This is a genomic window from Stenotrophomonas oahuensis (assembly GCF_031834595.1).
Classification (GTDB): domain Bacteria; phylum Pseudomonadota; class Gammaproteobacteria; order Xanthomonadales; family Xanthomonadaceae; genus Stenotrophomonas; species Stenotrophomonas oahuensis.
The window spans coordinates 4508385-4529200 of the sequence record NZ_CP115541.1; the positions used below are offsets into that span (position 1 = coordinate 4508385).

Consider the following 20816-nt stretch of genomic DNA (forward strand, 5'->3'; position numbering starts at 1 on the left):
CTGCAGGACGGAATCTGGTTTTTCGGTTGGGTGGCGTTTACGTCACGCATCGGCAGTGCGCCGAGGTATGGAGACGTGGGTCACACAACCTCTCGCCCCACAGTGTCCAGGCCATCGGTGGCAGGCTGACGACACGCCACGCAACAGTGCCAAAAGAAAGGGTTCTCCAATTCTGAACTGGACGGTATAGTCCACCGCGTGAACTCCCCTACCCCCGCTGCCGGCGCATTGGACGCGCGCGACCACCGCGTGTTCGATGCCGTGCGCGAGTTGATGTCCACCCAGGGCATGCAGCTGAGCATGGAAGCGGTGGCCCAGCAGGCTGGCTGTTCCAAGCAGACCCTCTACAGCCGCTATGGCAGCAAGCAGGAACTGCTGCGCCGGGTGATGCAGCGCCACCTGTGCCGCGCCACCGCCGGCCTGCGTGCGATGGACGGAGAAGACCTGCGCGGTTGCCTGCTGCAGTTCGCCATCGACCATCTCGAGCACTTCAACGAGACCCAGGTGATCCAGGCACGCCGGCTGATCGCGGCCGAAGCCGCCCAGTTTCCCCAGGAAGCCCAGGCGCTGTATCGCGACGGGGCCGGCGCGCTCGCCCTTCACCTGGCTGAATGGATCGCCACCCGCATTGAGCGCGGCCTGCTCCGCCATGACGACCCACACTTCATGGCCGAACTGCTATTGAGCATGATCGCCGGGTTGGATTTCGAGAAGCAGCGTTTCCATACCCCCCACCGTGATGACGCCGTCGTGCGTCGGCGCTGGGCAGAATTTTCCGTGGACAGTTTCCTGCAAGCCTTTGCCGTGCACCCTGCTGTTCCCGAACCACATTCAAACCAACTCCGGAGTTTCTCCTGATGATCGCCCCACTCCGCACCCTTGCCCTGACGTGCGCGGTTGCCGTTGCGCTGACCGCCTGCAAGAAGCAGGAACAGCAGACGCCCCCGCCGCCGGAAGTGGGCGTGATCGAAGCCAAGGCTGAAACCCTGCCGCTGCAGCGCGAGCTGGTCGGCCGGCTGTCGCCGTTCCGCAGCGCCGACGTGCGCGCCCGCGTGCCGGGCGTGCTGCTCAAGCGCGTCTACCAGGAAGGCCAGGACGTCAAGCAGGGCCAGGTTCTGTTCCTGATCGATCCGGCCCCGCTGCAGGCATCGTTGAACTCCTCGCAGGGCCAGCTGGCCTCGGCGCAGGCGACCTATGTCAATGCCAAGGCCGCCGCTGATCGCGCCCGCTCGCTGGCTCCGCAGGCCTTCGTGTCCAAGTCCGACGTCGACGCGGCTGAAGCCGCCGAGCGCTCGGCCGCCGCAGCCGTCACCCAGGCCCAGGCCGCGGTGACCAGCGCGAAGATCAACCTGGGCTATGCCGAGGTCACCTCGCCGATCAGCGGTCGTGCCGGCAAGCAGCAGGTCACCGAAGGTGCACTGGTCGGCCAGGGCGATGTGACCCTGCTGACCACGGTGGACCAGCTGGACCCGCTGTACGTGAACTTCTCGATGAGCTCGGATGAAATGACCCAGCTGCGTCGGGCCCAGGCCCAGGGCTCGGTGGCGCTGAGCGGCGACGGCAAGTCGACCGTGCAGGTGCGCCTGGCCGACGGCACGGTGTATGGCGAACCCGGCACCCTGGACTACTCCTCGGCCACCGTCGACCCGGCCACCGGCGCGGTGACCCTGCGCGCGGTGCTGCCGAATCCGCAGCAGCTGCTGCTGCCGGGTTCGTTCGTCAGCTTCCAGGCCGTGCTCGGCGAACGCAAGAACGCCTTCCTGGTGCCGCTGCAATCGCTGCAGCGCGACACCGTCGGCGGCTACGTGATGGTGGTCGGCAAGGACGGCAAGGTAGTGCGCAAGAACGTCACCACCGAAGGCCAGCAGGGTGCCAACTGGCTGGTTACCGGGGGCATTGAACCGGGTGACCAGGTGATCGTGGCCGGCGTGCAGAAGGTCAAGGAAGGCGCACCGGCCAAGGCCGCACCGTGGAACCCGGCTGCCGCCAACGGCAATGGCCAGGCTCCGGCGGCGGGTGCTCCGGCAGGTGCCGCGCCGGCAGCTGCGCCGGCAGATGCGGCTGCTGACCCGGCCAAGGCCGACGGCCAGGCCACCGAAGGCGCTCCGGCTGCCGAACCGACCAAGCAATAACGGGGAGCATCCGTCATGCCTAAATTTTTCATTGAACACCCGGTATTCGCCTGGGTGGTCGCGATCCTGATCTCGCTTGCAGGCGTGATCTCGATCCTGGGCCTGGGCGTGGAGTCCTACCCCAGCATCGCACCGCCACAGGTGACGGTGAGCGCCACCTACCCCGGTGCCAGCGCCGACACCACCGAAAAGTCGGTCACCCAGGTGATCGAACAGCAGCTGACCGGTATCGATCACCTGCTGTACTTCAGCTCGTCGTCGGCCTCCAACGGCCGTGCGCAGATCACCCTGACCTTCGAAACCGGTACCGACCCGGACATCGCCCAGGTGCAGGTGCAGAACAAGGTATCGCTGGCGACGCCGCGACTGCCCACCGAAGTGACCCAGCAGGGCGTGGTGGTGGCCAAGGCCAACGCCGGCTTCCTGATGGTGGTGGCACTGCGTTCGGACAGCGAGGCGATCAACCGTGACGCCCTGAACGACATCGTCGGTTCGCGCGTGCTCGACCAGATCTCGCGTATCCCGGGCGTCGGCAGCACCCAGCAGTTCGGTTCCGAGTACGCCATGAACATCTGGCTCAACCCGGAGAAGATGCAGGGCTACAACCTCAGCGCCAGCCAGGTGCTGGCCGCGGTGCGTGCACAGAACGTGCAGTTCGCCGCCGGTTCGCTGGGTTCGGATCCGTCCCCGGCCGGCCACTACTTCACCGCCACGGTCTCGGCCGAAGGCCGCTTCAGCTCGCCGGAACAGTTCGAGGAGATCATCCTTCGCGCCAATGCCGACGGCTCGCGGGTGATGCTCAAGGACGTGGCGCGCATTGCCTTTGGTGCCAACAACTACGGCTTTGACACCCAGTACAACGGCCGCCCCACCGGTGCCTTCGCGATCCAGCTGCTGCCGGGTGCGAACGCCCTGAACGTGGCCGACGCGGTGCGCGCCAAGATGGACGAGCTGCAGCCCAGCTTCCCGGCCGGCGTGAGCTGGTTCTCGCCATACGACAGCACCACGTTCGTGAAGATCTCGATCGAGGAAGTGGTCAAGACCCTGATCGAAGCGGTCGTGCTGGTGTTCCTGGTGATGCTGATCTTCCTGCAGAACTTCCGCGCCACCCTGATTCCCACCCTGGTCATCCCGGTGGCCCTGCTCGGCACCTTCCTGGGCATGAGCATCATCGGCTTCACCATCAACCAGCTGACCCTGTTCGCGATGGTGCTGGCGATCGGCATCGTGGTCGATGACGCGATCGTGGTCATCGAGAACGTCGAACGCATCATGACCGAGGAGAAGCTGCCGCCGAAGGCCGCGACCCAGAAGGCCATGACCCAGATCACCGGCGCGGTGGTGGCGATCACCGTGGTGCTGGCGGCGGTGTTCATTCCGTCGGCCCTGCAGGGCGGTGCCGCAGGTGAAATCTACAAGCAGTTCGCGCTGACCATCGCCATCGCGATGGCGTTCTCGGCGTTCCTGGCGCTGGGCTTCACCCCGGCGCTGTGCGCGACTTTCCTGAAGGCCACGCACAACGACCACCCGAACATCGTCTACCGCACCTTCAACAAGTACTACGACAAGGTCAGCAACACCTACGTGGGCCACATCACTTCGGCGGTGAAGCATGCGCCGCGCTGGATGATCCTGTTTGTGGTGCTGACCGCGCTGTGCGGCTTCCTGTTCACCCGCATGCCGGGCAGCTTCCTGCCGGAAGAAGACCAGGGCTATGCGCTGGCGATCGTGCAGCTGCCGCCGGGCTCGACCAAGGCGCAGACCAACGCGACCTTCGCGCAGATGCGCGGCATCCTGGAAAAGCAGGATGGCTTTGAAGGCATGCTGCAGGTGGCCGGTTTCAGCTTCGTCGGTTCCGGCGAAAACGTGGGCATGGGCTTCATCCGTCTGAAACCCTGGGCGGACCGCGACGTCACCGTTCCGGAGTTCATCCAGAGCATGAATGGTGCGTTCTACGGGATCAAGGAAGCGCAGATCTTCGTGGTCAACCTGCCCACGGTGCAGGGTCTGGGCCAGTTCGGCGGCTTCGACATGTGGCTGCAGGATCGCGGCGGTGCCGGCTATGAGCAGCTGACCCAGGCGCGCAACATCCTGCTGGGCAAGGCGGCCGAAGAAAGCGACATCCTGACCGGTGTGCGCCCGAACGGCCTGGAAAACGCCCCGCAGCTGCAGTTGCATGTAGACCGTGTGCAGGCGCAGACGATGGGCCTCTCGGTTTCCGACGTGTACAGCACGATCCAGCTGATGCTGGCTCCGGTGTACGTGAACGACTTCTTCTACCAGGGCCGCATCAAGCGCGTGACCATGCAGGCCGATGGCCCGTACCGAACCGGTGCGGAGTCGTTGAACAGCTTCTACACGCCAAGCAGCCTGCAGACCAATGCCGACGGCACCCAGGCGATGATTCCGCTGAGCACGGTGGTGAAGTCCGAATGGGTGTCGGCACCGCCGTCGCTGAGCCGTTACAACGGCTATTCGGCGATCAACATCGTGGGTTCGCAGGCACCGGGCCGCAGCTCGGGTGAGGCGATGCAGGCGATGGAGCGCATCGTTTCCGACGACCTGCCGGCGGGCTTCGGCTACGACTGGTCGGGCATGTCCTACCAGGAAATCCTGGCGGGCAACGCGGCGACGCTGCTGCTGGTGCTGTCGATCGTGGTGGTGTTCCTGTGCCTTGCGGCGCTGTATGAAAGCTGGTCGATCCCGGTGGCGGTGCTGCTGGTGGTACCGCTGGGCGTGCTGGGTGCGTTGGCCTTCTCGCTGGCGCGTGGCCTGCCGAATGACCTGTACTTCAAGATCGGCCTGATCACGGTGATTGGTCTGGCGGCGAAGAACGCGATCCTGATCGTGGAATTCGCGGTGGAGCAGCGTGCAGCGGGCAAGAACCTGCGCGAGGCGACCATCGAGGCAGCACGCCTGCGCTTCCGTCCGATTCTGATGACCTCGTTCGCGTTCATCATGGGCGTGATCCCGATGGCGATCTCCACCGGTGCCGGTGCCAACTCGCGTCACGCCATTGGTACGGGCGTGATCGGCGGCATGGTGTTCGCCACCTTCTTGGGCCTGCTGATGATTCCGGTGTTCTTCATCGTGGTCCGCCGCATGCTGGGCGACAAGCTGGACGAACCATCCAAGGAGTTCCTGGAGCGCCAGAACGAAGGCAACGCCGCCCATCGCCCGGATCGGTGATGACGGCTGACGCAACCCGGTAGGTGACCACCGTTGGTGGTCACCCTTCCAAGGCCCCGGAGCGATCCGGGGCTTTTTTGTTTGTCTGCCTTCGATGTGGATGCAATTGCATGCACCGCGCTCGCCTGATTGCATGCAATCCGTAGAGCCACGCCATGCGTGGCTGCTGCTGGATTCGGGCGAACAACCCTCGGTTCACGGCATCCCTGGTTTGGCGGCTCGGGATGGGCGTTCCGGGGGACGCTGCAAGTACGTCCATGTAAGCTCGATCGCCGCATCCATGCGGCTCACGCCCCCTCCAGCCCACCCCGAGCCGCCCCGAAAGGTGGTCGGTGGCCGTCGAAAATCAAATACACGTAATCCCGGTAGCGTCGTTCGACAGACGACGGCCATGAAATCCCCAACACCCGGTAACGCATGACCCCGGATCGACACCGCCGTTGATTCCGGGCTTGCCAGAACCTACTCAACAACCTCCAACCAAAGGCCATCCAACCTAGCCCTGGCAAGCACATCAGCCGCCTCAGCCCCGACAAGCAACGCATAGAACTTTTCTTTGCCATCCGCAAACTGCAGGTCGCTGCGGACCAGGCCCGTATCCGCCCGCATGTCCTGACTGAAGGAAGCCACAGCACCGACGATGTAGCGATGCTGCCCGCAGCGCCCGCACAACGGCCCGAACTGCGGGCCCGCCCGCGCCACGTCGATGCGAACCTCATCCAGCAGTTCCATCAGGTAGTACTGCCTCCGGTAATGTGCTCGCGGCGGCAGGGGAACGAACGTCTGCCTGCCGGGCAAGGTTTCAGCAACTGCCTTGAAACGCTCGGACGCGATGTAAAACCCGTCGTAGGTAACGCCCAGGTCGTAACGCGTCTTCTTCAGGACGAAGTCCGGATTCCAGTGGTCACGCGATGTTTTGCAGCCGCATGCGGGGCAGAGTGTGGTCGCGTCGGGAAGCCAGACCGTGTCGTTGTCCGGGCATTGGATTTCAAAGTACATGGAGCGTTCCTTGCTCATTGGGGCCGGCATTACCACGAGACTACTTCGTTTCGTGGTCATGCGTTACCGGATGTTGGGGATTTCAGGGTCGTCGTCTGTCGACCGACGCTACCGCCCTCCGGATGAGCAAATGTACGCGATGACGATGTGCGTTGGACCTTCGATGGCCACCGACGCTCTGTCTGGGTTGTGCCGGGGTGGGTTTGCGGGACCGTCAAAAACATGGATGTTTTTGACGAGCCTACATGGACGTATTCACGGCGTGTCCCGCAAACCCGCCCCGGCGCGCCCAAACACGGATTCACGTGGCCGCCGGCTGTTCGCCTGAATCCAACAGCAGCCGGGCAAGCCCGGCTCTACGTAACGCCGACGCTGTCAGCGCAGACCGGTCTCGTTGCGCGCGATCACCAGGCGCTGGATTTCCGAGGTGCCTTCGTAGATCTCGGTGATCTTGGCATCGCGGAAGTAGCGCTCCAGCGGCATTTCCTTGGAGTAGCCCATGCCGCCGTGGATCTGCACCGCCTGGTGGGTGATCCACATCGCCGCTTCCGAGGCGGTCAGCTTGGCAATGGCCGCTTCGTTGCTGAAACGCTTGCCCTGCCCCTTCACCCACGCCGCGCGCAGGGTCAGCAGCAGTGCCGCGTCCAGCTTGCACTTCATGTCCGCGATCTTGGCCTGGGTCATCTGGAAGGTGCCGATGGCCGCGCCGAATGCCTTGCGCTCCTTGACGTACTCAATGGTGGCTTCATACGCCGCACGGGCGATGCCGATCGCTTGCGAGGCGATACCGATGCGGCCCGCGTCGAGCACGCCCATCGCGATCTTGAAGCCCTCGCCTTCCTTGCCCACGATGTCGTCAGCGTGGGCCACGTAATCCTGGAACTCGATCTCGCAGGTCGCCGAGGCACGGATGCCCAGCTTCGGCTCGGTCTTGCCGCGGTGGAAGCCCGGCCGGTCGGTGTCGATGATGAAGGCGGTGATCCCGCGTGCGCCGGCGTCCGGGTCGGTCATCGCGAACAGCACGATGTACTTGGCCACCGGGCCGGAGGTGATCCAGCTCTTCTTGCCGTTGATCACATAGGTGCCGTCGGCCTGCTTGACCGCGCGGCAGCGCATGGCGGTGGCGTCCGAACCCGACTGCGGTTCGGTCAGCGCGAATGCGCCAATGGCCTGGCCTTCGGCAATCGCGCGCACGTAGGTCTGCTTCTGCGCTTCGCTGCCATGGGTCAGGATGCCGTTGCAGAACAGCGAGTTGTTCACCGACATGATCGTCGAGTGCGCGGCGTCGCCCGCGGCCACTTCCACCATCGCCAGCACATAGGCGATCGGGTCCATGCCCGCGCCGCCGTATTCAGCCGGTACTTCGATGCCCATCAGGCCGTTTTCGCCCAGCAACTGGATGTTTTCCAGCGGGAACTCGCCGGTGCGGTCATGGTGCTCCGCGCTCGGGGCAATCTTTTCCTGCGCAATGCGACGCGCCACGTCCTGCAGCATCAGCTGCTCTTCGGTAAAGCTGAAATCCACTACACCCTCCCAGGCTCAAGTCGATAGGGCCGCTACGTACGCGGCCGTGTGGCGGAATTGTACCGGGGGCCGGGCAATCGCGGCTGACTTGACCGGAACCGGCCGGAACAACGAAAATATCTCTATATCGCGATAGGTAGATATTTATGGATCTCGAGGACTGGTCGGTCCGCCTCAAAGTGTTCGCTGACGCCACCCGCGTCCGCCTGCTGACCCTGCTTGAGCAGGAAGAACTGACCGTGGCCGAACTGTCGGCCATCACCACGCTGGCGCAGCCACGCGTGTCGACCCACCTGGCCAAACTGAAAGAGGCCGGGCTGGTGCGCGACCGCCGCGCCGGGGTGTCGGCGTATTACCGCTTCGACGACGCCGCGCTGGACCCGGCGCAGCGTGCATTGTGGCACGCCTTGAGCACCGGCAGCGACGACCCGCTGCTGCGCCAGGATGCTGAACGCGTGGCCGGCGTACTGGCCAGCCGCGCCGCCGACCAGAACTGGGCCGACAGCGTGGCCGGCGACATGGAACGCCACTACTCCCCCGGCCGCACCTGGGAGGCCCTCGCCCGCACCGCCCTGCCCCTGCTGGAAACCGGTGACGTGCTCGACATCGCCTCCGGCGACGGCGTGCTGGCCGAACTGGTCGCGCCGCACGCCAAGCGCTACATCTGCATCGACACCAGCGCGCGCGTGGTCGCCGCTGCCAGCGAGCGGCTGCGCCGCCTCGCTAATGTGGAAGTGCGCGAAGGCGACATGCACGCGCTACCGTTCAAGGACCGCAGTTTCGACCTGGTGGTGCTGATGCACGCGCTGACCTATGCGGCCAAACCGGCCCAGGCCGTGGCCGAAGGCGCGCGCGTGCTGCGCTCCGGCGGCCGGCTGCTGCTGTGCAGCCTGGCCCGCCACGAGCACAAGGCCGCGGTAGACGCCTACGGTCACGTCAACCTCGGCTTCAGCGACAAGGAACTGCGCAAGTTCGCCGAGAAGGCTGGCCTGGTCGTCTCCAGCCTGGAAACGGTCACCCGCGAAAAACGACCGCCGCATTTCGAAGTGATCTCGCTGATCGCCACCAAACCCTGAGGTTTTCCATGTCGTCGCTGCCGTGGCTGCACCCTGAACGTGTCCGCGCCCTCGAATCGGCGCTGGCCGAGCGCATCCTGATCATCGACGGTGCGATGGGCACGATGATCCAGCGCCACGGGCTGGAGGAAGCCGACTACCGCGGTGAGCGCTTCGCCGGTGGCTTCGATCACCAGCATGGCGTGGGCTGTGACCACGGCACGCCGGAAGGCCATGACCTGAAGGGCAACAACGACCTGCTGCTGCTGACCAAACCGGAGGTGATCGCCGGCATCCACACCGCGTATCTCGAGGCCGGTGCGGACCTGATCGAAACCAACACCTTCAATGCCACTTCGGTGAGCCAGGCCGACTATCACCTGGAACACCTGGTGTACGAGCTCAACAAGGCCGGCGCAGCGGTGGCGCGGGCCTGCTGCGATGCCATCGAGGCGACCACGCCGGGCAAACCGCGCTTCGTCATCGGCGTGCTTGGCCCGACCAGCCGCACGGCTTCGATCAGCCCGGACGTGAACGATCCCGGCTTCCGCAACACCAGCTTCGATGCACTGCGAGATACCTACCGCGAGGCCATCGACGGCCTGATCGACGGCGGTGCCGACACGCTGATGGTCGAGACCATTTTTGACACGCTGAACGCTAAAGCGGCGCTGTTCGCCATCGAAGAAGCCTTCGACGATCGCGGCGCGCGCCTGCCGATCATGATCTCCGGCACGATCACCGATGCCTCCGGGCGCACCCTGTCCGGGCAGACCGCCGATGCCTTCCATGCTTCGCTGGCCCACTCACGGCCGCTGTCCATCGGACTGAACTGCGCCCTCGGTGCCGACGCCATGCGCCCGCACGTGGAAACCCTGGGACAGGTCGCCGACTGTTACGTCAGCGCGCACCCCAACGCCGGCCTGCCCAACGCGTTTGGCGAATACGACGAAACTCCGGATGAAATGGCCGCCACCCTGCGCGGCTTCGCCCAGGACGGCCTGCTCAACATGGTCGGCGGCTGCTGCGGCTCCACCCCCGACCATATCCGCGCCATCGCGCTGGCGGTGGCCGGGCTGCCGCCCAGGGCGCTGCCGGCAGCGCAGGAGCAGGCCGCATGAGCGCACCGGTCCGCCACACCCGCCTGTCCGGGCTGGAACCGCTGGTCATCACCCCGGACCTGCTGTTCGTCAATGTCGGTGAGCGCACCAACGTCACCGGCAGCGCGCAGTTCCGCAAGCTGATCAAGGAAGAGCGCTACGAAGAAGCCGTCGACGTCGCCCGCCAGCAGGTGGCCAGCGGCGCGCAGATCCTCGACGTGAACATGGACGAGGGCCTGATCGATTCGGAAAAGGCGATGACCCGCTATCTGAATCTGATCATGTCCGAGCCGGACATTGCCCGTATTCCGGTGATGGTCGACTCCTCCAAATGGAGCGTGATCGAAGCCGGCCTGAAATGCCTGCAGGGCAAGAGCGTGGTCAACTCGATCTCGCTGAAGGAAGGCGAAGAACTGTTCATCGAGCACGCGCGCAAGGTGCTGCGCTACGGCGCGGCCGCCGTGGTGATGGCTTTCGATGAAACCGGCCAGGCCGACACCTGCGCACGCAAGGTCGAGATCTGCACCCGCGCCTATCGGATCCTGGTTGACCAGGTCGGCTTTCCACCGCAGGACATCATCTTCGACCCGAACATCTTCGCCGTCGCCACCGGCATCGAGGAACACGACAACTACGCGGTGGACTTCATTGAAGCCACCCGCATCATCAAGCGCACCCTGCCGCATTGCCATGTGTCCGGCGGCGTCTCCAACGTGTCGTTCTCGTTCCGTGGCAACGAAACCGTGCGTCAGGCGATCCACTCGGTGTTCCTGTACCACGCCATCGCCGCCGGCATGGACATGGGCATCGTCAACGCCGGTGCGATGCCGATCTACGACGAGCTGGGCCCGGAACTGCGCGAGCGCGTCGAGGATGTGATCCTCAACCGCCGCAGCGACGGCACCGAGCGACTGCTGGAGATCGCCGAACGCTACAAGGGCAAGAAAGGCGAAACCAAGGGCGAAGACCTGGCCTGGCGCGAGAAGCCGGTCAAGGACCGCCTGGCGCATGCGCTGGTGCACGGCATGGACGCGTGGGTCGAACAGGACACCGAAGAAGCGCGTGCGCAGGCGAGCCGCCCGCTGGACGTGATTGAAGGGCCGTTGATGGATGGCATGAACATCGTCGGCGACCTGTTCGGGGCCGGCAAGATGTTCCTGCCGCAGGTGGTCAAGTCCGCACGCGTCATGAAAAAGGCCGTGGCCTACCTGCTGCCCTACATCGAGGCGGAAAAGGCGCGCAGCGGCGACACCGCGCGCAGCAACGGCAAGATCATCATGGCCACGGTCAAGGGCGACGTGCATGACATCGGCAAGAATATCGTCGGCGTCGTTCTGGCCTGCAACAACTTCGAGGTGGTCGACCTGGGGGTCATGGTGCCGGCGCAGAAGATTCTGGACGCCGCGCGCGCCGAGAACGCCGACATCATCGGCCTGTCCGGACTGATCACGCCGTCGCTGGAGGAAATGAGCCACGTGGCGCGCGAGATGGAGCGCCAGGGCTTCACCCTGCCGCTGATGATCGGCGGTGCCACCACCTCACGCGCGCATACCGCCCTGAAGATCGACCCGTTCTACAAGGCCCCGACCATCTGGGTGAAGGACGCCTCGCGTGCGGTCGGCGTGGCGCAGTCGTTGATCTCGCAGGACCTGCGTGAGGCCTTTGTATCTGCCAATGAAGCCGACTACGCGGACATCCGTCAGCGCCACCGCAATCGTGGCGACGCCAAGCGGCTGGTGACGCTGGGCAAGGCACGCGAGCAGCGCTTCGACGGCGGCTGGGCGGACTACACCCCGCCGGAACCGCGCCAGCCCGGCCTGCATGTGCTTGACGATTACCCGCTGGCCGATCTGGTCGAGGTGATCGACTGGACACCGTTCTTCCAGGCCTGGGAACTGGCCGGCAAGTTCCCGGCCATTCTCACCGACGAGATCGTCGGCACCCAGGCCAGCGAGCTGTACCGCGATGCGCGCGCGATGCTGACCCGCATCGTCGACGAGCGCTGGCTGACCGCCAAGGCGGTGTTCGGCTTGTGGCCGGCCAACAGCGTCGGCGATGACGTGCAGCTGCAGACCGAACAGGGCCCCGCCACCCTGCACTTCCTGCGCCAGCAGGTGGACAAGCCGGTGGAACGTCCGGATTTCTGCCTCGCCGACTTCATTGCACCGGCCGACAGCGGCAAGCGCGATTGGATCGGTGCCTTCGCGGTCACCGCCGGCATCGGCATCGAACCGCATGTGGCGCGCTTCGAGGCCGACCACGACGATTACAACGCGATCCTGCTCAAGGCGTTGGCTGATCGACTTGCCGAGGCGTTGGCCGAGCGGCTGCATCAGCGCGTGCGTACCGAGTACTGGGGATACGCTTCTGGTGAGGCCCTGGACAATGAAGCACTGATTGACGAGCAGTACGTGGGCATCCGTCCGGCTCCGGGGTATCCGGCGTGTCCGGAGCACAGCGAGAAAGGCACCCTGTTCCGCCTGCTCGATGCCGAGCGCAACGCCGAAATGCAGCTGACCGAGAGCTTTGCGATGCTGCCGACGGCGGCGGTTTCCGGCTACTACTTCAGCCACCCGCAGAGCCAGTACTTTGTGGTCGGCCGGGTAACGCGCGAACAGGTGAGCGATTACGCGCGGCGCAAGGGCGTGGAGCGGGCGCAGGTGGAGCGGTGGCTGGCGTCGAATCTGGATTACGATCCCGAATGACACGCGGCACGACCAACGGTCGTGCCCTACCTTTCGGTAGGTGACGACCGTTGGTCGTCACCCCGGCCCGATGATCACCGCCATGACCCCTGACAAACGCGATACCGTTCCGGTAGCACGCCTCTCCAGCTATTACCTGTTCTATTACGCGGCCCTGGGCGCGTTCACGCCTTACTGGTCGCTGTTTTTGACCTCGCGCGGGATGAGCGTGACCGCCATCAGCGTGATGATGGGCTTGTGGTATGCCACCCGTATTGTCGCGCCCAGCACGTGGACCTCGATCGCGGCCGCCTCGTCGCACCCGATCCGCTGGCTGCGTATCGGCAGCGTGCTGACCCTGCTGACATTCTGCGCGTTCCTGCTGCCGCTGCCACAGCCGTGGATGTACCCGGCGATGATCGTGTTCTGCTTCTTCTACAACGCGGTCATGCCGCAATTCGAGTCGATCACCCTCACCCACCTGGGCAACGACAGCCATCGCTACGGCCTGATCCGGGTCTGGGGCTCGTTGGGGTTCATCGCGGTGGTGATGGGTTTCGGCTGGCTGATCGAAGGCAAGGATGGCAGCAGCCGTGCGGACCTGTTGCCATGGCTGATGCTGCCGCTGTTCGCGCTGCTGGTGGCGTCCTCGTTCGCCAATCGCTATGCGCGCAACTTCCACAAAGCCGAAGGCGACGCCAGCGGCTTCTGGCAGATCGTGCGCAAGCCGGCGGTGGCGGCGTTCTTTCTGGCCGCCTTCATGGAGCAGCTGTCGTTCGGGCCGTACTACACGTTCTTCTCGGTCTATATGGACCAGTTCGGCTACAGCACCTCCACCCTGGGCCTGCTCTGGACCATCGGCGTGGTGTTCGAAGTGGGCGTGTTCTTCACCATCGGGCGCTTCTTCCGCCGCTATGACGCCAGCTGGATGCTGCTGATCGCGTTGATCAGTTCAGCGATCCGGTGGACGGTGACCGCGCTGTTCCCGCAGCACCTGGCGGTGATGCTGGTGGTGCAGACTGCGCATGCACTGGGCTTTGCCGCGTTCTTTGCCGCGGCCATGCAGATGCTGGCGACCTACTTCCCCGGCCGCCTCAACGGGCATGGGCAGGGGTTGCTGTACGGGTTCTCGTCCGGGGTGGGCGGTGTGCTGGGGGCATTGATCGCCGGGCAGTTGTGGAACATTGATCACGGGCGCACGGCGTTTCTGGCCGGGGCCGGGTTTGCGGCGGTGGGGGCGGTGTTGTGCTTCTTTGCGATCAGTTTGCCGTTGATACGGCAGGGGCGCGTGCGCCGGTAACGGCGTGGCACGACCAACGGTCGTGCCCTACCGGGGTTGTTACCAGACCAGATCGTCCGGCACCTGGTACTGCGGGTCGGCGTACGGATCATCTTCCGCCGGCGCGTTCGGATCCACGCGCAGTGCCACGGCCTGGGCGAACACCGCCTCGGCCTCGGCCAGCAGCGCCGCGGTCACCAGCACATAGCGCCCGTTGTTCTGCACCACGCCTAGTTCGCCGGCATTGAGCTGGCGCAGCTGGTCAGCGGTGACGTAGATGCGCTTGATCTTGCCGCCGTACGGGAAGTGCCGGGCAATATCGGCAGCTTCGTCGTTCAGGCCCGTGTCCTTCAGCAGCTCATCCAGCTTGGCCTTGGCCTCGCGACGCACGCGGGCCTCTTCCTGCTTGATGCGCTCGGCCTCGATGCGGTCGTCTTTTTCCTTCTGCGCGCGGATGGCATAGGCCTTGGCCAGGTCGATGTCCTCGCGCGAGCGCGGCTTGCCGGCCCCGCTGTTCGGCCCCTGGCCGGGACGCGGGCCGTTGCCCTGCGGACGCCCCTTGCCCGGCGGGCCGCGACGGGCGTCGCCATCACGCGGTGGACGCGGGCCGTCGCCCGGCTTGCCGCCAGGGCGTGCGCCCTGCGGCTTGCCGCCGGGGCGGCCGTCGCGGCGGGCATCGGGCTTGCGCTCGGGTTTGCGTTCGGGCTGCGGCGCGGACTTGAAGCCCAGGCCCAGCAGCTGGTCGCGGAGGGTATCGCTCATGATGTCAGGTCGATCAGTAGTGCGGGGGCGGCGGTTCTTCGCCCGGATCGGAATACAGCGCGTTTCGGACCTTGCCCAGGTCTTCCAGCAGCAGTTTGGTCAGCTCGGCGTTGCGGTTGCCTTCAATACGGGCATCCGCGAGCGCTTCGCTCAGTTCAGCCAGCGCCTGTTCCTGGAAGGACACACGCATTTCCAGCTCGATCAGACGCGCTTCCAGCGCCTGTTCACGCGCGGAGGGAATGAGCTCATCCATGCAGCGAACGCCCCCGACCGATGCCGTAGTAAGCCACACCGGCCGCTTCGATGTCCTGCGGGTCGTACAGATTACGGCCGTCGAATACCACCGCATCCTTGAGCTTTTCGCGCAGCAGAGCGAAATCCGGGCTTCGGAACTGCTTCCACTCGGTCACCACCACCAGTGCGTCAGCGCCTTCCAGCGCCGCGTTGGCGCTGTCGCAGAAGACCAGGTCGTCGCGCTCGCCGAAAATGCGCTGCGCTTCATGGGTGGCTTCGGGATCGTAGGCGCGCACCTTGGCACCGCCCTCCCACAGCTGCGCCAGCAGGCGGCGGCTGGAGGCTTCACGCATGTCGTCGGTGTTCGGCTTGAATGCCAGACCCCACACCGCGAAGGTGCGGCCGCGCACGCCTTCGTCCTCGCCCCGGTCATAGTGGCGCTGGATCAGTTCGAACAGATGGCCCTTCTGGGCCTCGTTGACCGCTTCCACCGCGTTCAACAGCTTCGGCTCATGGCCGTACTGCTGCGCGGTGCGGGCCAGCGCCTGCACGTCCTTGGGGAAGCACGAGCCGCCGTAACCGGCACCCGGATAGATGAAATGCCAGCCGATGCGCGGGTCCGAGCCGATGCCCTGGCGGACCTGTTCGACGTCGGCCCCGACCTTTTCGGCGATGTTGGCGATTTCATTCATGAACGAAATCTTGGTGGCCAGCATCGCGTTGGCGGCGTACTTGGTCAGTTCGGCCGAGCGCACGTCCATTTCCACCACGCGGTCGTGGTTGCGGTTGAACGGTGCGTACAGGCGGCGCATCAGCGCCACCGAATCAGGATTGGACGCGCCCACCACGATGCGGTCCGGCCGCATGCAGTCGGCGACCGCGTCACCTTCCTTGAGGAATTCCGGGTTGGAGACCACGTCGAACGCGATCTCCACCCCACGTGCGGCCAGCACCTCGGCGATGGCCGCGCGGACTTTGTCGGCGGTGCCGACCGGCACTGTCGACTTGTTGACCACCACGGTCGGCACCTGCATGTGCTGACCGATGGTGCGGGCCACGGCCAGCACGTACTGCAGGTCGGCACTGCCGTCCTCATCAGGCGGCGTACCGACCGCGATGAAGATCACCTGGCCATGCGCGATGGCGCTCGCGGCGTCGGTGGTGAAGGCCAGCCGGGCTGCGGCATGGTTGGTCTTGACCATGGGCTCCAGGCCCGGCTCGTAGATCGGGATGATGCCCCGGTTGAGGCCGTCCACCTTGGCCTGGTCGATATCGACGCAGACCACCTGGTGGCCGACATCGGCCAGGCAGGTGCCCGTGACCAGCCCGACGTAGCCGGTACCAAAAATCGCGACGCGCATGTCCGTGATGGCTCCGTTCCCTTACGGCAGGATGGTCAGCAGTTCGACGTCGAAGGTCAGCGTCGCGTTCGGGCCGATCGGGCCACCCTGCGTGCCTTGTTCGCCGTAAGCCAGGTCACCCGGAATCCAGAAGCGGTACTTGGAGCCGACCGGCATCAGCGCGACGCCTTCGGTCCAGCCCTTGATCACCTGGTCCAGGCCGAACTCGGCCGGGGTGCCGCGCTGGTAGCTGCTGTCGAACACGGTGCCGTCAAGCAGCTTGCCTTCGTAGTTCACGCGGACCTTGCTGGTCGGCATCGGGCGCTCGCCCGAACCCGGACGCAGCACCTGGTACTGCAGGCCCGACGCGGTGGTGACCACGCCCGGCACGGTCTTGTTCTTGGCCAGGAAGGCGTTGCCTTCGGTGCGGTTGGTACCGGCCTGGGCGGCGGCCTTGGCCTGCATCTCGGCCTGCTTGGCGGCCATGAAGCCTTCCAGCGTGGACTTGGCCTGGTCGGCGGTCATCTTCGGCGTGCCCTTGCTGAAGCTGGTCGAGATCGCGTCGAACAGCGGGGTCAGGTCCAGGTCGTCCTTCAGCGCGGCCAGCGACGGGCCGACGGCGTAGCTGCCCAGCATCAGGCCGACCTTCTCGCGGTCCACCTTCGGAGCCGGGGTGCCCGGGGCCTGGCCCGGAATCGGCTGGCCGGCCTTGACCGCCATCGACATGCGCAGTGCCTGGTCGGTCTTCTGCGCTTCTTCCTGGGTGATCAGCGGCTGCTTGCCGGCGAAGGCGTTTTCGACGCCACGGCGCAGCGCGGCCAGATCGATCTCTTCAGCAATCGGGGCGAAGGAATTGGCCACATCCAGGCCAATGGCGTAGCTGAGCTTGTCTTTCTGGGAGGTCAAAGCAGAGGTCTCCTTGGCGGCCGGGGCGGCAGCCGGTTGTTGCGACAGGGCGGCACCGGAGGTACCCATCGCCAGAATCAGAACCGACGCCGCGGCGCCACGCATTCCCATCTTCATTTGCTGCATTCCTGGAAGTGACTGGGCGCCGACGTCGGCGCGAAAAGAAGCATTGTCGCACGCACGTGCGAGATGTCGAGACGATCAGCGCTTTGCAGGCGTGACCGACAGCTCATGTTCGATCGCCTTGACCAGCTCGGCATCATCCGGCTTGACCTTGCTGGGGAACTGGGCAACCACCCGACCGTCCCTGGACACCAGATATTTGTGGAAGTTCCAGCCCGGTGCGACCCCGGTTTCCTTGGTCAGCTGCTTGTACAGGGGGGTGGCGTTGTCGCCGGTGACCTCGACCTTCTGGAACATCGGGAACTTGACCCCGTAGGTCAGCGTGCAGAATTCCTGGATCTGCGCCTCGCTGCCAGGTTCCTGGCCCTTGAAGTCATTGGACGGGAAGCCCAGCACCGAGAAGCCGCGCGCGGCGTACTTCTTCTGCAGCGCTTCCAGGCCTTCGTACTGCGGGGTGAAGCCACACTTGCTGGCGGTGTTGACCACCAGCAGCACCTTGCCGCCGTACTGCTTCTGCAGATTGACCTTGCCCTTGCCGGCCAGCGGGCGGTAGTTGAGATCCAGCAGGCCGGCGGCCTGGGCCCCACCGGCCAGCAGCAGGCCGGCCAGCAGCGCGACGGTCCAGCGACGGGTCCGGACAGCGGTCAGGACAGGGTAAGAGGAACGCATCGGGCAACTCCGGTCAGAAGGCAGGGAAACACGCTGGAACAGCCGTCCAGCAGACTGCGCGGACTATACCACCGGGGCTTTTTGCGCCGTGTGGCTGCACATCGCTGAATGCAGGCCCAGCGGAAACAGGCATGTGTCACTGACATAACATGATATTTTTCAACTAGTTGTATTTCGCATTCAGGTTATGTCACACCCCTGCCATCAGTTGGGGGCTGTCGCAACTTGCACTCCGGCGTATCGGTGTTATAGTTGCATACAACACCAGTCACCTGATGCAGGGGAAGCTCATGAACCGCATGCGCCACCACTCAGCCAAAGCCCTCACAGCCGCCACCGCGCTGCTGCTGATCGGCTGGTTCAGCATCCCCGCCGGTGACCGTGACGGCTCGTCCGCCACCGGTGCGTTTGAAGGCCCGCAGGACGCCGAGGTCATCCAGGCAGGGAACGCCGACGGCGCCCCCACGCCTCCCCGCCGGCTGCACAGCTCCCTGTCCATGCCTTACTTCTCATTCGCACAGTCGCTGAACCCACGGAGCTGACTCATGAGCGATATTCAATGGAGCGATGGCGCTCCGATCTACCGTCAGCTGAAGGAGCGTGTCATCGCCATGATGCTCGACAGCATCATCAAGCCCGGCGATGCCCTGCCCTCGGTCCGGCAGGTCGCCGCCGAATACCAGCTCAACCCCATCACCGTTTCGCGTGCTTACCAGGAACTGGCCGACGAAGGCCTGGTGGAAAAGCGCCGCGGGCTGGGCATGTTCATGACCGAGGAAGCCGCCACCCAGCTGCGCAGCAGCGAGCGTGACCGCTTCCTCAATGAAGAATGGCCGCTGGTTCTGGAGCGCATCCAGCGCCTGGGCCTGCACCTCGACGATCTGCTGCCCAAAGGGACTTCCTCATGAATGCTGTTGCATCCGACGCCGTCATCACCGGCCGGGGCCTGCGCAAGGCCTACAAACAGACAGTGGCGCTGGACACCCCCAGCCTCTCCATCAGCCCCGGGCGCATCACCGGCCTGATCGGCCCCAACGGGGCCGGCAAGACCACCCTGCTCAAGGCCCTGCTCGGCCTGACCACGGTGGAAGGCGAACTGCACGTGCTGGGGCTGGACCCGACGGTGCAGCGCAACGCACTGATGAACGACGTGTGCTTCATTGCCGACGTGGCCGTGCTGCCGCGCTGGATGAAGGTGCGCGAGGCCATCGACTTCGTCGCCGGGGTGCATCCTCGCTTCGACCGCGCCCGCTGCGAGCGCTTCCTGTCCACCACCAAGCTGCAGCCGCGCCAGCGCGTGCGTGAGCTGTCCAAGGGCATGATCGTGCAGCTGCACCTGGCCCTGGTCATGGCGATCGACGCCAAGGTGCTGGTGCTGGACGAGCCGACCCTGGGCCTGGACATCCTGTACCGCAAGGAGTTTTACCAGCGCCTGCTGGAAGACTACTTCGACGAACAGAAGACCATCATCGTCACCACCCACCAGGTGGAAGAGATCGAGCACATCCTGACCGACGTGATGTTCATCCGCGACGGCCGCATCGTGCTGACCGCCGACATGGAAGACATCGGCGAGCGCTACACCGAGGTACTGGTGTCGGCCGAAACCGCCGACGCCGCCCGTGCCCTGCAACCCATTGACGAGCGCCAGCTGCCGTTCGGCAAGAACGTCATGCTGTTCGACGGCGTCCCGCGCGCCCAGCTCTCCGCCCTCGGCGAAGTCCGCAGCCCCGGGCTGGCGGACCTGTTCGTGGCCATCATGAAGGGAACCTACGCATGAACACCGTCCACCACCCGATCAGCAAGGCGAGCACCTTCGGCTGGCTGCTCAAGCGCGAGTACTGGGAAAACCGCGGCGGTTTCCTGTGGGCCCCGTTGATCGCCGGCGTGATCTCGCTGGCAATGAGCACCATCGGCATCCTGCTGGGCCTGTGGGGTCTGAATCGGGCCGCCAAGACCGGCAACCTGCACATCGACAACGAAAACATCAACATCAACGGCCTGGACCTGAAGCTGTTGACCGAGAAGATGGATGCGCGTGGCGCGGCCGATCTCGGCAATGCACTGGACTTCACCATCCTGCTCGGCTCGCTGTGGCCGTTCGTGGTGCTGGCCTTCGTGGTGTTCTTCTACTGCCTGGGTGCGCTGTACGACGACCGCCGCGACCGCAGCATCCTGTTCTGGAAGTCGCTGCCGCTGTCGGACACCCAGACCGTGCTGTCCAAGCTGGTCAGCGCGCTGGTCGTGGCCCCGGTGATCGCGGTGATCGCCTCGATCCTGACCATGTTCGGCTTCATGTTGATCCTGTCGTGCGTGGCGCTGGCTTACGGCGGCAACCCGATGACCCTGATCTGGGGCCCGGCCAGCCCGCTGTCGCTGGTCGCCAGCCACCTGTCGTGGTTGCCGGTGTACGTGTTGTGGGCTCTTCCGACCGCGGGCTGGCTTCTGATGTGGTCGGCCTGGGCCAAGTCCAAGCCGTTCCTGTGGGGCGTGATGCTGCCGATCTTCGCCGGCATCATTGTCGCCACCACCAAGGTCATGCAGCTGTTCGACCTGACCAGCGGCTGGTTCTGGCAGCACATCGTCGGCCGCCTGCTGCTGGGCACGATGCCGGGCAGTGACGTGTTCTACCGCATGGACCAGCTGCGCGCGGTCATCAGCGACCGCGACAACCTGGTCACGGCGCTGTCGCCGTCCAACCAGATGGGAGCGCTGCAGCTGCCGGAGCTGTGGATCGGCGCGGCGTTCGGCGTGGTCTTCATCATCATTGCGATCCGCCTGCGCCGTCGCGCCGGTGAAATCTGACCCTTCCCTGCACCG

General features: G+C 65.0%; 18 protein-coding genes. 11 read left to right on the forward strand and 7 right to left on the reverse strand.

What is annotated here, in order from left to right; translation table 11 throughout:
- Positions 1–198: 198 nt before the first annotated feature.
- The 3 genes from PDM29_RS20130 to PDM29_RS20140 are packed head-to-tail and all read left to right on the forward strand — an operon-like array spanning position 199 to position 5321.
- Positions 199–858, forward strand: coding sequence for a TetR/AcrR family transcriptional regulator (locus PDM29_RS20130; RefSeq protein WP_311191793.1), 660 nt, complete (start codon positions 199–201; stop codon positions 856–858).
- On the forward strand, positions 858–2132 hold the full coding sequence (locus PDM29_RS20135; protein WP_311191794.1) for an efflux RND transporter periplasmic adaptor subunit: 1275 nt from the start codon (positions 858–860) through the stop codon (positions 2130–2132). Before PDM29_RS20130 ends, PDM29_RS20135 begins: the two co-directional genes overlap by 1 nt.
- Before the next feature lie 15 nt (positions 2133–2147).
- Entirely contained in the window at positions 2148–5321 is a 3174-nt protein-coding gene (locus PDM29_RS20140; protein ID WP_311191795.1) for a multidrug efflux RND transporter permease subunit, read from the forward strand.
- Between the two features lie 462 nt (positions 5322–5783).
- Here the strand turns inward: PDM29_RS20140 and PDM29_RS20145 are convergent, their stop codons facing one another.
- Together PDM29_RS20145 and PDM29_RS20150 are read right to left on the reverse strand one after the other, a co-directional pair.
- A complete protein-coding gene (locus PDM29_RS20145) occupies positions 5784–6320 on the reverse strand; it encodes a hypothetical protein (protein WP_311191796.1) in 537 nt (178 codons plus the stop codon).
- 375 nt (positions 6321–6695) lie between these two features.
- Positions 6696–7844: an acyl-CoA dehydrogenase family protein gene (locus tag PDM29_RS20150; RefSeq protein WP_311191797.1), complete on the reverse strand. Its 1149-nt coding sequence runs from the start codon at positions 7842–7844 to the stop codon at positions 6696–6698.
- Between the two features lie 146 nt (positions 7845–7990).
- Between PDM29_RS20150 and PDM29_RS20155 the strand changes: the two genes are divergently transcribed.
- The 4 genes from PDM29_RS20155 (at position 7991) to PDM29_RS20170 (ending at position 13983) form a co-directional block, all read left to right on the forward strand.
- Positions 7991–8920: an ArsR/SmtB family transcription factor gene (locus tag PDM29_RS20155; protein WP_311191798.1), complete on the forward strand. Its 930-nt coding sequence runs from the start codon at positions 7991–7993 to the stop codon at positions 8918–8920.
- 8 nt (positions 8921–8928) lie between these two features.
- Positions 8929–10020 (forward strand): homocysteine S-methyltransferase family protein, encoded by a 1092-nt coding sequence (locus tag PDM29_RS20160; RefSeq protein WP_311191799.1) that lies wholly within the window; start codon positions 8929–8931, stop codon positions 10018–10020.
- Positions 10017–12704, forward strand: a complete 2688-nt coding sequence (gene metH / locus PDM29_RS20165) for a methionine synthase (RefSeq protein WP_311191800.1) — start codon at positions 10017–10019, stop codon at positions 12702–12704. The genes PDM29_RS20160 and metH overlap by 4 nt, the downstream gene beginning before the upstream one ends.
- 82 nt (positions 12705–12786) lie before the next feature.
- Positions 12787–13983, forward strand: a complete 1197-nt coding sequence (locus PDM29_RS20170; RefSeq protein ID WP_311191801.1) for an MFS transporter — start codon at positions 12787–12789, stop codon at positions 13981–13983.
- 39 nt (positions 13984–14022) lie between these two features.
- Here the strand turns inward: PDM29_RS20170 and PDM29_RS20175 are convergent, their stop codons facing one another.
- The 5 genes from PDM29_RS20175 to PDM29_RS20195 form a co-directional block, all read right to left on the reverse strand.
- Positions 14023–14724: a DUF2058 domain-containing protein gene (locus PDM29_RS20175; RefSeq protein ID WP_311191802.1), complete on the reverse strand. Its 702-nt coding sequence runs from the start codon at positions 14722–14724 to the stop codon at positions 14023–14025.
- 13 nt (positions 14725–14737) lie between these two features.
- Complete coding sequence (locus PDM29_RS20180) at positions 14738–14977, reverse strand: SlyX family protein (protein ID WP_311191803.1); 240 nt, start codon at positions 14975–14977, stop codon at positions 14738–14740.
- Positions 14970–16319, reverse strand: coding sequence for a UDP-glucose dehydrogenase family protein (locus PDM29_RS20185; RefSeq protein ID WP_311191804.1), 1350 nt, complete (start codon positions 16317–16319; stop codon positions 14970–14972). Before PDM29_RS20185 ends, PDM29_RS20180 begins: the two co-directional genes overlap by 8 nt.
- Positions 16320–16340: 21 nt before the next feature.
- Positions 16341–17321: an FKBP-type peptidyl-prolyl cis-trans isomerase N-terminal domain-containing protein gene (locus tag PDM29_RS20190; protein ID WP_311191805.1), complete on the reverse strand. Its 981-nt coding sequence runs from the start codon at positions 17319–17321 to the stop codon at positions 16341–16343.
- 84 nt (positions 17322–17405) lie between these two features.
- The gene (locus tag PDM29_RS20195) at positions 17406–17996 is read right to left on the reverse strand and encodes a glutathione peroxidase (protein ID WP_311191806.1); all 591 of its coding nucleotides are present in this window, start codon (positions 17994–17996) and stop codon (positions 17406–17408) included.
- A 290-nt stretch (positions 17997–18286) separates the two neighbouring features.
- Here PDM29_RS20195 and PDM29_RS20200 point away from each other — a divergent pair, with 290 nt between their 5' ends.
- Genes PDM29_RS20200 through PDM29_RS20215 form a run of 4 tightly spaced genes read left to right on the forward strand, consistent with a single transcriptional unit; the run spans position 18287 to position 20801 of the window.
- Complete coding sequence (locus tag PDM29_RS20200; RefSeq protein ID WP_311191807.1) at positions 18287–18538, forward strand: hypothetical protein; 252 nt, start codon at positions 18287–18289, stop codon at positions 18536–18538.
- A 3-nt stretch (positions 18539–18541) separates the two neighbouring features.
- A complete protein-coding gene (locus PDM29_RS20205; RefSeq protein ID WP_125362006.1) occupies positions 18542–18904 on the forward strand; it encodes a GntR family transcriptional regulator in 363 nt (120 codons plus the stop codon).
- Positions 18901–19776 (forward strand): ABC transporter ATP-binding protein, encoded by an 876-nt coding sequence (locus tag PDM29_RS20210; RefSeq protein WP_311191808.1) that lies wholly within the window; start codon positions 18901–18903, stop codon positions 19774–19776. Before PDM29_RS20205 ends, PDM29_RS20210 begins: the two co-directional genes overlap by 4 nt.
- Positions 19773–20801 (forward strand): ABC-2 transporter permease, encoded by a 1029-nt coding sequence (locus PDM29_RS20215; protein WP_311191809.1) that lies wholly within the window; start codon positions 19773–19775, stop codon positions 20799–20801. Before PDM29_RS20210 ends, PDM29_RS20215 begins: the two co-directional genes overlap by 4 nt.
- The last annotated feature ends 15 nt before the right edge of the window (positions 20802–20816 follow it).

Bases quoted from the DNA above. Each gene is read 5' to 3' on its own strand.
- PDM29_RS20195 (WP_311191806.1), bottom strand. From the start codon at position 17,996: ATGCGTTCCTCTTACCCTGTCCTGACCGCTGTCCGGACCCGTCGCTGG.
- PDM29_RS20200 (WP_311191807.1), top strand. From the start codon at position 18,287: ATGAACCGCATGCGCCACCACTCAGCCAAAGCCCTCACAGCCGCCACC.
- PDM29_RS20205 (WP_125362006.1), top strand. From the start codon at position 18,542: ATGAGCGATATTCAATGGAGCGATGGCGCTCCGATCTACCGTCAGCTG.
- PDM29_RS20135 (WP_311191794.1), top strand. From the start codon at position 858: ATGATCGCCCCACTCCGCACCCTTGCCCTGACGTGCGCGGTTGCCGTT.
- PDM29_RS20185 (WP_311191804.1), bottom strand. From the start codon at position 16,319: ATGCGCGTCGCGATTTTTGGTACCGGCTACGTCGGGCTGGTCACGGGC.
- PDM29_RS20180 (WP_311191803.1), bottom strand. From the start codon at position 14,977: ATGGATGAGCTCATTCCCTCCGCGCGTGAACAGGCGCTGGAAGCGCGT.
- PDM29_RS20140 (WP_311191795.1), top strand. From the start codon at position 2,148: ATGCCTAAATTTTTCATTGAACACCCGGTATTCGCCTGGGTGGTCGCG.
- PDM29_RS20190 (WP_311191805.1), bottom strand. From the start codon at position 17,321: ATGAAGATGGGAATGCGTGGCGCCGCGGCGTCGGTTCTGATTCTGGCG.
- PDM29_RS20160 (WP_311191799.1), top strand. From the start codon at position 8,929: ATGTCGTCGCTGCCGTGGCTGCACCCTGAACGTGTCCGCGCCCTCGAA.
- PDM29_RS20175 (WP_311191802.1), bottom strand. From the start codon at position 14,724: ATGAGCGATACCCTCCGCGACCAGCTGCTGGGCCTGGGCTTCAAGTCC.
- PDM29_RS20155 (WP_311191798.1), top strand. From the start codon at position 7,991: ATGGATCTCGAGGACTGGTCGGTCCGCCTCAAAGTGTTCGCTGACGCC.
- PDM29_RS20210 (WP_311191808.1), top strand. From the start codon at position 18,901: ATGAATGCTGTTGCATCCGACGCCGTCATCACCGGCCGGGGCCTGCGC.
- PDM29_RS20170 (WP_311191801.1), top strand. From the start codon at position 12,787: ATGACCCCTGACAAACGCGATACCGTTCCGGTAGCACGCCTCTCCAGC.
- PDM29_RS20215 (WP_311191809.1), top strand. From the start codon at position 19,773: ATGAACACCGTCCACCACCCGATCAGCAAGGCGAGCACCTTCGGCTGG.
- PDM29_RS20145 (WP_311191796.1), bottom strand. From the start codon at position 6,320: ATGTACTTTGAAATCCAATGCCCGGACAACGACACGGTCTGGCTTCCC.
- metH (WP_311191800.1), top strand. From the start codon at position 10,017: ATGAGCGCACCGGTCCGCCACACCCGCCTGTCCGGGCTGGAACCGCTG.